This window comes from Paenarthrobacter nitroguajacolicus (genome assembly GCF_007786235.1).
Taxonomy (GTDB): Bacteria; Actinomycetota; Actinomycetes; order Actinomycetales; family Micrococcaceae; genus Arthrobacter; species Arthrobacter nitroguajacolicus_A.
Genome location: NZ_VNFK01000027.1, coordinates 38,210 through 48,189 on the forward strand (window position 1 = coordinate 38,210; position 9,980 = coordinate 48,189).

7 protein-coding genes are annotated in these 9,980 nt (G+C 63.6%); 1 reads left to right on the forward strand and 6 read right to left on the reverse strand.

Annotated elements, in window-relative coordinates; translation table 11 throughout:
• The first annotated feature begins 53 nt into the window (after positions 1-53).
• Complete coding sequence (locus tag FQP90_RS22015) at positions 54-1,463, forward strand: MFS transporter (protein WP_144653200.1); 1,410 nt, start codon at positions 54-56, stop codon at positions 1,461-1,463.
• Positions 1,464-1,532: 69 nt separating this feature from the next.
• Here the strand turns inward: FQP90_RS22015 and FQP90_RS22020 are convergent, their stop codons facing one another.
• From FQP90_RS22020 to FQP90_RS22045, 6 genes are all read right to left on the reverse strand, one after another.
• On the reverse strand, positions 1,533-3,404 hold the full coding sequence (locus FQP90_RS22020) for an acetyl/propionyl/methylcrotonyl-CoA carboxylase subunit alpha (RefSeq protein WP_144653201.1): 1,872 nt from the start codon (positions 3,402-3,404) through the stop codon (positions 1,533-1,535).
• Positions 3,405-3,464: 60 nt separating this feature from the next.
• Positions 3,465-4,133: a Maf family protein gene (locus FQP90_RS22025; protein ID WP_144653202.1), complete on the reverse strand. Its 669-nt coding sequence runs from the start codon at positions 4,131-4,133 to the stop codon at positions 3,465-3,467.
• Positions 4,134-4,281: 148 nt separating this feature from the next.
• Positions 4,282-6,807: an MMPL family transporter gene (locus FQP90_RS22030; protein ID WP_144653203.1), complete on the reverse strand. Its 2,526-nt coding sequence runs from the start codon at positions 6,805-6,807 to the stop codon at positions 4,282-4,284.
• A 1-nt stretch (position 6,808) separates the two neighbouring features.
• Positions 6,809-7,516, reverse strand: a complete 708-nt coding sequence (locus FQP90_RS22035) for a TetR family transcriptional regulator (protein ID WP_144653204.1) — start codon at positions 7,514-7,516, stop codon at positions 6,809-6,811.
• Between the two features lie 134 nt (positions 7,517-7,650).
• Positions 7,651-8,100, reverse strand: coding sequence for a YbjQ family protein (locus FQP90_RS22040; protein WP_144653205.1), 450 nt, complete (start codon positions 8,098-8,100; stop codon positions 7,651-7,653).
• Between the two features lie 93 nt (positions 8,101-8,193).
• Positions 8,194-9,627, reverse strand: coding sequence for a dicarboxylate/amino acid:cation symporter (locus tag FQP90_RS22045; RefSeq protein ID WP_144653206.1), 1,434 nt, complete (start codon positions 9,625-9,627; stop codon positions 8,194-8,196).
• Positions 9,628-9,980 lie beyond the last annotated feature (353 nt).

Genomic DNA, 9,980 nt, shown 5'->3' on the forward strand with positions numbered 1-9,980 from the left:
TCGCCGGGTCCGCTCCTGGGGCATCGGCCGGCGTAAAAGAAAGCTGCAAACACATGTCTTCCACTGCACCATCCAAGGAAGGTGAGTCCACTAAGCCAGTGAACTCACGGGGCAAGGTGATCTTCGCAAGCCTGATCGGCACGACGATCGAGTTCTACGACTTCTATGCCTATGCCACCGCGTCGGTACTCGTCTTCCCCAAGCTCTTCTTCCCCGACGCCACTGACATCAATGCTCTGCTCAGTGCGTTCGCCATCTTTGGTGTCGCCTTCTTCGCACGCCCGATCGGTGCCGTGGTCTTCGGTCACTTTGGTGACAAGATCGGCCGCAAGGGCACCCTGGTTGCCTCCCTGCTGACCATGGGTATCGCAACCTTCCTCATCGGCCTCCTGCCCACGGCCTCCATGGCGGGATGGGCGATCCTCGCCCCGATCATGCTGGTGATTCTGCGCTTCTTCCAGGGCCTGGCCCTGGGTGGTGAATGGTCCGGCGCAGCCCTGCTCGCCACCGAAAACGCGCCCGAGGGCAAGCGCGCCATCTACGGTACGTTCCCGCAGTTGGGCGCACCCATCGGCTTCATCATCGCCAACGTGATCTTCATTTGGATGAACGTGTCCCTCAGCGCCGAAGAGTTCCTCTCGTGGGGCTGGCGCGTACCGTTCATCCTCAGCGCGGTTCTGGTCATCGTGGGACTCTATGTTCGCCTGAAGCTGGTGGAGAGTGTGTCCTTCACCAAGGTGATCGAGCAGGAGAAGGTGCAGAAGCTGCCCCTCGCCGCTACCCTCAAGAGCCACTGGCGCCCCGTTGTTGCCGGTACCTTCATCATGTTCGCCACCTACGTGCTCTTCTACATCATGACCACGTTCACCCTGTCCTACGGCACCAAGCCCACGCTGGAAGGCGCCCAGGCTGCTGCCGAAAAGGCCGGCAAGCCCATGACGGCAGACCAGATCGCCGCGTTTGTTCCTGGCCTGGGAATCACCCGATCAGACTTCCTCTGGATGCTCATCATCGGTGTTGTGTTCTTCGGTATCTTCACCGTGGTCTCCGGACCGCTGGCTGAGAAGTGGGGCCGCCGCAAGTTCCTGCTGGGCGTCACGGCCGGCATCTTCGTGTTCGGCGCGCTCTGGTTCACCATGTTCGGTCCGGGCCAGGCAGCTGCGATGGTGGGCCTGATCGTTGGCTTCACACTCATGGGCCTGACCTTCGGACCCATGGCGGCCATCCTGCCCGAACTGTTCCCGGCCAACGTCCGCTACACCGGTTCCGCGGTGGCCTACAACCTGTCCTCCATGATCGGTGCGGCCCCGGCGTCCTTCGTCGCCATCGCCCTCTGGTCGGCGGCGAACGGCAGCACCTGGCTCGTCGGTGCGTACATGGCCGCCGCCGCCGTGGTCACGTTCATTGCCCTGTGGCTGACCCGGGAAACCAAGGACATGGATTACGAGAACAACGTCGCCTGATTAGCTCACTTACGACGCCGGCCCCGCACCAAACGGTGCGGGGCCGGCGTCGTCAAGGGGTTCTTGGTGTTAGTCCTCAATGGTGGCGATGACAGCGCCGGCGGCGACCGTCTCACCAGCGGTGGCGGCGAGGCCACGCACGGTGCCGGCCTTGTGGGCGGTGAGCGGCTGTTCCATCTTCATGGCTTCCAGCACCACGATCAGGTCGCCTTCTGCCACGACGTCGCCCTCTGCAGCCGCCACCTTGACGATGGTGCCCTGCATGGGAGAGGTCAATGCATTGCCGCCGGCTGCGGCCGCGGTGGCGCCGGCCGAACGTGAGCGCTTCTTGGACTTGCCGCCCTTGGCGCCCGAACCGCTGGACACCGCGGCCACGGTGCCGCCCAGGCCTGACGGCAGAACGACCTCAAGGCGCTTGCCACCAACCTCGACGACGACGCGCTGCCGCTCACCGGCGTCGGGCGCTTCAGCACCGGCACCGCTGGCCGACCAAGCGGGAATGCTGTTGACGAACTCGGTCTCGATCCAGCGTGTGTGAACCTTGAACGGTCCTTCAGTTGGAGCGAAATCGGGGTCGGTGACCACTGCGAGGTCGAACGGGATGACCGTGGGGATGCCCTCTACCACCATCTCCTCCAGCGCCCGGCGTGAACGCTGAAGGGCCTGCTGGCGGGAAGCGCCGGTAACGATCAGCTTGGACAGCATGGAGTCGAAGTTGCCGCTGATGACGTCACCCTGCTCGACGCCGGAATCGATCCGGATGCCGGGACCCGTAGGGTTCTTCAGGGTGGTGATGGTGCCGGGGGCGGGCATGAAGTTGCGGCCCGGATCTTCGCCGGTGATGCGGAACTCGAAGGAGTGGCCGCGGACCTCGGGGTCGTCGTAGCCGAGTGCTTCACCGCGGGCGATGCGGAACTGTTCGCGGACGAGGTCGATTCCCGTGACTTCCTCGGAGACGCAATGCTCCACCTGGAGGCGGGTGTTGACCTCAAGGAAGGAGATGGTGCCGTCCTGGCCCACCAGGAATTCGCAGGTTCCGGCGCCCAGGTAGTTGGCTTCCTTCAGGATGGCCTTGGAGGACTCGTAAAGTCGCTTGTTCTGCTCTTCGCTCAGGTACGGAGCGGGGGCTTCCTCAACCAGCTTCTGGTTGCGGCGCTGCAGCGAGCAGTCGCGGGTGGAGACCACCACCACATTGCCGTAAGCGTCGGCCAAGCACTGGGTTTCGACGTGGCGGGGGGCATCGAGGAAGCGCTCAATGAAGCATTCGCCACGGCCAAAAGCTGCGGTGGCTTCGCGGACTGCCGATTCGTACAGTTCCGGGATTTCGTCCATGGTGCGGGCAACCTTGATGCCGCGTCCGCCGCCACCGAAGGCGGCCTTGATGGCGATGGGCAGACCGAATTCCTCGGCAAACTTCAGGATCTCGTCGGCCGATTCCACCGGGTCAGCCGTGCCGGGGACCAAGGGGGCGCCAACCTTTTCGGCGATGTGGCGGGCCTGGACCTTGTCGCCCAAGGCCGAGATCGCCTCAGGGGAGGGGCCAATCCAGGTGATGCCGGCGTCGATGACCTTGGCAGCGAACTCGGCGTTCTCCGCCAGGAAACCGTAGCCGGGGTGGATCGCGTCGGCGCCGGACTGCTTGGCGACCTCGATGATCTTGTCCATCACCAGGTACGACTCGGCTGCGGTGTTGCCACCCAGTGCATAAGCTTCGTCAGCGAGGCGGACATGCAGGGCGTCGCGGTCAGGATCTGCGTAGACGGCGACGGAGGCAATGCCCTCGTCCCGGGCAGCTCGGATGATGCGGACCGCGATTTCGCCGCGGTTGGCAATCAAGACCTTGGTAAGAGGGCTGGAAATGGGCTGCGCCGGGTTAGCTGACAAGTTGTTGACTCCTTCTGTCCTTGAGGAGCCTAGCGTGATTGTGAGGGTTCCGCCCATATTGATGGGGGATTCCGTGTGTGAGGGGATGTTCCTTTGTAGGGTTGCTACAAATCGCTTCTACTGGACGTCCGTGTCCCACAGCTCCGTGATGCCCACGTTCGCGTGCACCAGCAAATCGCGGAGGGTGGAGATGGAAAGCCCGACGACGGCGTGCGGGTCACCGTCCACCTTGCGGATGAAAGCCCCACCCAAGCCGTCGATGGTGAAGGACCCGGCGCAGTGCAGGGGTTCGCCGGTGGCGATGTAGGCGTCAATGTCGCTCGAGGTCATGTCGGCGAAGTGGACTTCGGCACTCGAAACGGCACCCACCGTGGCCCCTGTGCCTTCGGGGGTATCGGCGTCCTCGCCGTCTTCAACGTCCGCGGCGGTGTCCCGGCAATCGACAAGCCAGTGCCCGGTATGAAGCACTCCCTGCGAGCCGCTCATCCGCAGCATCCGTTCCCTGGCGACCTCCGCGGTGTAGGGCTTGCCGTGGGATTCGCCGTCGAACTCAAATACCGAATCGCAGCCGATGACCAAGGCGCCTTCGGACTCGGGGAGTGCGGCTACGGCCTCGGCCTTGGCCCGTGCCAGCAGGAGGGCGGTATCGTGCGGGTCCGTCACACCGTACTTGGCCTGGACCGCGTTCTCATCGACATCCGAGACGAGGACTTCGTGCTGGATCCCAGCCTCGGTGAGCAGCTTGGTGCGGGCAGGGGACTGGGAGGCAAGGATCAATCGGGTCACGCCCCCAGCCTAATACGACGCTCACTCACATCCCGCCCCCAAATCCCCGACGCTCATCCACATCCCGCGTGCTTAAACCGAACGCTCGCTCACTTGCGTCAGGCAAGTGATAGAGCGTCGGGCAAATGCGTTGGTTTGTGAGAGAGGGTTAGTGGACCAGTTCCTCGGATTCTGCCTTGGAACGGTCGGTACGGTTCAGCTTGGCGCCTTCAACGTCCACATCCGGGAGGATGCGCTCCAGCCATTTCGGCAACCACCAGGCTTTCTCGCCCAAGAGGTACATGACAGCCGGGACGATGGTCATACGGACCACGAAGGCATCGATCAGCACACCGAAGGCCATCGCGAAGCCGAGCGGCCGGACCATGGTGAGGTGGCTGAAGATGAAGCCGGAGAACACGCTGACCATGATGATCGCGGCCGCGGTGACCACAGCAGCAGCGTGGCTGAATCCGGAGCGGACGGCATGCTTGGCGGACTCACCGTGCATGAAGGATTCACGCATGCCGGAGGTGATGAACACCTGGTAGTCCATGGCGAGGCCGAACAGCACACCGATCAGGATGATGGGCAGGAAGCTCAGCACAGCGCCGGGGTTGGCGACGTCGAAGATCCCTCCCAGCCAGCCCCACTGGTACACAGCAACCACGGCGCCGAAGGCAGCGGCCAGCGAGAGCAGGAATCCACCCGTGGCCAGCAACGGCACAACGATCGAGCGGAACACCAGGAGCAACAGGAGCAGGGAAAGCCCGACGACGATTGCCAAGTACGGCGGCAAGGCAGCCCCGAGCTTGTTGGAAACGTCAATGTTGCCCGCGGTTTGACCGGTCAAGCCTATGGTCACGTCCAGGTCGTCCTGAATTGCTGAGCCCTTGGCACGAAGATCGGATACCACCTGCACGGTGCCGGCGCTGGCTGGACCTTCCTTGGGAATGACCTGGAAGACGGTGGTGCGGCGGTCTTCGCTCAGGGCAATGGGCACGGCTGCGACGACGTTCTCAACGCTGCGAAGCTGGTCCGCCACGTCGAACTGCTTATTCTTGGCGTCGTTCTCGCTGAGGCCTTCGGGGAATTCGCCAACCACGATGATCGGTCCCGTCACGCCTTCGCCGAAGCTGCTGCGGGTGAGGTCGTAAGCCTTGAAGGCTTGCGAATCCACCGGCTCGGAGCCGCCGTCGGGCAGTGCCAGCCGCAGCTGGGAAGCCGGCAGTGCAACGGCGCCGAGCAGGACCACGCTGAGGATCAAGGCAACCCAAGGGTGGCGCGTCACCATGCCGCCCCAGCCGCCGCTGCTGCGCTTCTCTTCGAGTTCGCGGTCGGCGGCTTCGTGACCGGGCTCGGCGTTGTGCTTGGCGGCCTTGGCCCAGGCGCGCTTTGAGATGAGCCTGCGGCCGATCAGCGCAAGAACGGCGGGCGTCAGGGTCAAAGCCACGACGACGGCGACAGCAACTGTCGCTGCGGCAGCAACACCCATCACGGCGAGGAAGGGCAGTCCAGGAACCACCAAAGCTGCGAGGGCGATGATGACGGTGAGACCGGCGAACAGCACAGCGTTTCCGGACGTGCCCGTGGCCAACGCCGCAGACTCTTCAGCGTCCATGCCCGCCAGGAGCTGCGTCCGGTGGCGGTTGACGATAAACAGCGAGTAGTCGATGCCCACCGCGAGGCCGAGCATCAGGGCGAGCATGGGGGAGATGGAGCTCATGTCGATCACGCTGGTGAGGGCGAAGGTTCCGCCGACGCCAACGGCAACACCGATGAGGGCCATGAGGAGCGGCAGGCCCGCGGCGATGAGCGTGCCGAGCATGAGGATCAGGACCAGGGCAGCAACTGCGACGCCGACGATTTCAGCGATGCCGAAGATCTCCGAGACGTCCTCGGTGATTTCCTTGCTGGCATAAGCAGTGACCCCTGCGGACGAGACGCCGTGGACGATCTCCTGGACTTCCTCGCGGACGGCAGGATCGACGGCGTTGATGGAGGTCTTGAACTGAACCTGCGCTACGGCGGCTTTGTTGTCACTGGAAACAAAGCGGAGGCCTTCAGATGCTTCGAGCTGTCGCTTGCCCAGAGCCAATGCGGCGGCGCCGTCGGCAGCTTCCTTGGCTCCGGCGTCGAGCTTTTCCTTGTTGGCAGCAAATTCCGCGCGCTGCGGCGCCAACTGGGCTTCAATCTGGGCGGGTGTAAGGCCAGAGGCAGCGAGTTGCTGTTCCAACCCGGCGAGTTGGGCCTCGCCCGCTTCCAACTGCGCGCGGGAAGCATCAAGCTGGGCCTGGCCCTCGGCGGCCGTCGCTTCGCCGGCAGCGATCTCAGCAGCGGAATTGTCCAGCTGCTCTTGCGTGGTGAAGGGGTTTACGGTGCCCTGCACGTCCGGGAGCGTCTGGAGCTTCTCGAGCGCCGCAGTCACGGCGTCCTTCTTGGCCTGGTCAAAACCGGCATCCCCGGCGTCGAACACCACGCTGGCGGAGCCGCCCGAGGAATCCGGCAAGGCTTCCTTGAGCTTGTCGGCCATCCGCTGGGTTTCGGTGCCCGGGATGGTGAAGTTGTTGGACATGGTGCCGTGGAACGCTGCGGCGGAGCCGCCCACGGCCACCATGACCGCCAGCCAGATCGAGATGACCAGCCAGCGGCGCCGATACGAGAATTTGCCGAGACGGTAAAGGAACGAGGCCATGTCAGAACCGATCTGTGGTGGTTGTAACGGAAGGGGAGGCTGAAGCGTCCGACGGCGGCGCGAAGCCGGCGCCCAGGAGGCCCATGGCATCGATGAGGTGCTGGCGCAGTGCGGCCAAGGATGCCGGGGAGAGGTCCGGACCATGTTCGGCGAACCAAACAGTCATGGCAGCTTTGCCGCAGGAGATGACCGAGCCGGCCAGCGCATGGAGGTAGAGCTCACTGATGCCTTCGCCCAAGCGGCTGCGGGCGGCGTCGATGATTTGTCCGGTGCAGTGTTCCCAAGCTTCGAGTTCGGAGCGGGCGAGCGAGCGGTTGTCCTGCGTGAGGCTGAAGAGCTCGGCCATGGGCGCTACCGACATCGGGTCGGCCAGGGCCATCAATGCGGCCTGTGCGGATTCGAGGATTGACTCGTCAGCCGGGCGGAGGCGGAACTGCTCCAACGCGTGGTCCATGAACCCGTCGGCCACCGATGCCAGGGCCGCCTCGAGGCTGGGGAAGTAGTTAAAGAACGTGCGGCGGGAAACGCCGGCGCTGGCGGCGATGTCCTCCACGGTGAAGTTGCCTGCCCCGTTGCTGCGCAAGAGGTCCAGGGCTGCTGTGGCGATGGAGTTGCGGGTGGCCGCCTTATTGAGCTCACGCCGTGACGGTGCGGCGGGCTCGGACAGGGACGACTCCGCAGCGGCATCGTGGCTGCTGGTTTGGGTCACATACTTACACTAAGTGCAAGTTTGCACTCTGCGCAATTTGGGTCTGCTCGAGGCAAAGAAATCCCGTCCCTGTTCGCTTCACTCGCGTTGCCGGGAGGTGGTCGATCAAGAACGGGATCAGTGGACGGCTTGATTTAGAACTGTGTGGGGGGAGCCGGTGGGGTGGGCTGCCGGGGTTGAGCCGCGGCCGCAGGCTGAGCCGTCTGCTGGGCGGCCGTCTTGGTGAGGTAGACCGACTGACCCGTAGCCCCGGGCTCACCTTCACCCAGGGGAAGTACGTAGACGGCGGTGCCGTACGCGCAGACTTCGGTCCAGTTGGTGCCCATCTCGGAGGTGTCGAAACGCATGGCGACGATGGCATTGGCACCGCGCTGCTGTGCTTCGTTGACCATGCGCGCCATGACTTCCTGGCGGCTTTCGTACAGTGCCTTGGTCATTTCGGGCAGCTCGCCGCCGCCGAGGGAACGGAAGCCGGCAAGCATTTGCGAGCCGATATCCCGTGAGCGGACCGTAAGGCCCATGACTTCGCCGAAGACGGCATCGATCCGGTGGCCCGGGATTTCATTGGAAGTGACGATCAACATGGTCCGAGCCTATCCAGTCTTGGCCTCTTAAACAGGGAAATCCCCCGGGGAGAACTCCCCGGGGGATCAACACCTCATGACAGCAGGTGGCCGCTAAGCCTTCGAGTCGGCCAGCTCGCGCTCGTCGGCTTCAGCTGCTGCCTTGTCGGCGGCATACTCATCGGCGAAAACGGCACCGTTGCGGGGTGCGTTGTACAGCGACTCGTCCAGGATGCCCTGACGCTTGGCCACGATGGCCGGGACCAGTGCCTGACCCGCCACGTTGACGGCGGTGCGGCCCATGTCCAGGATCGGGTCGATCGCCAGCAGGAGGCCGACGCCGGCAAGCGGCAGTCCCAGCGTGGAGAGGGTCAGGGTCAGCATGACGACGGCGCCAGTGGTACCGGCCGTGGCTGCGGAACCGAGGACGGAGACCAGCACGATGAGCAGGTACTGGCTGAAGTCAAGGTTGATGCCGAAGAACTGGGCTACGAAGATCGCCGCGATGGCCGGGTAGATTGCCGCGCAACCGTCCATCTTGGTGGTGGCACCCAGCGGCACTGCGAAGGAGGCGTAGCCGGAGGGGACACCCAGGTTCCGCTCAGTGACGCGCTGCGTGAGCGGCAGCGTGCCGATGGAAGAGCGGGACACAAACGCCAGCTGCACGGCCGGCCACACGCCGGAGAAGTACTGCTTCACAGAGAGGCCGTGGACGCGGACCAGGATTGGATACAGGACGAAGAGCACCAGTGCCAGGCCGATGTAAATGGCAGCGGTGAACTTGCCCAGGGCGCCGATGGTGTCCCAGCCGTAGATGGCAACAGCGTTGCCGATCAAGCCAATGGTGCCCAGAGGTGCTAGGCGGATGATCCACCACAGGACCTTCTGGATGACGGCAAGCGCGGAAGCGTTGAACGTCAGGAAGGCTTCGGCCTGCTTGCCCACCTTGAGGGCGGCAACGCCGATGGCGATCGCCACTACCAGGATCTGGAGCACGTTGAAGCTGACGGAGGTGCTGACCGTCGTGGCAGCGTTGGCGCTTTCGGTGACAGTGGAGCTGGCGCCGAGGCCGAGGAAGTTCTTGGGGAACAGGCCGATGAGGAAGGCCCACCAGTCACCGGTCTTGCCGGCGTACTTGGCTTCCTCTGTGATGCCGGTAGCGGCCCCCGGCTGCAGGAGCACGCCCAGGCCGATGCCGATCAGTACCGAGACCAGTGACGTGATGGCAAACCAGAGCAGCGTGTTCCAGGCCAGGCGCGCTGCGTTGGACACCTGACGCAGGTTCGCGATGGAGCTCACCACGGCGGTGAAAATCAAAGGAACGACGGCGGTCTGCAGCAACGAGACGTAGCTGGAGCCGACCGTCTGGAGAGTTGCGCCGAGGCCGTTGGGGGCTGTTTTGGTGCTGCCCGTGTACTTGGCGATGAGGCCGAGGACGAGGCCGATGATGAGGGCTGCGATGATCTGGACGCCGAAGGAACCGGCCCACTTGGGGAGCCGGAAGCCGGTCTTGCCAGCTGCTGGGGAAGTGTTGGTTGAGGTGCTCACCGGAATACGTTAGGTGTCTCGTCAATAACATAGCGAACGGACGTTGAGAAATGTTACGTGCGCAAAAGTTATTCCCAAGCCTTTGTGACGTTGCTCTCACAGGAGCGCGGCTATCTGCGGCCTGAGTATGCCTGCTACTGCCGAGGGGTCACGCTGAGTTGGGCCGGGCACGGCAAAAGCTGCTTTTTTGATAGCGACCGTGGTCGATTTCGCCTTACCCCTGCAAAACAGTAATTCGAAGCCGTAATAGGACTGCTTTGGCGTTGTCCATAGGTGTTTGTCCGTTTGTTGGATTTATTGGGTGGTGTTGGTAGTTTAGGCATCGTCTGGTCGCCTGGGCTGGTTTTGGTTTG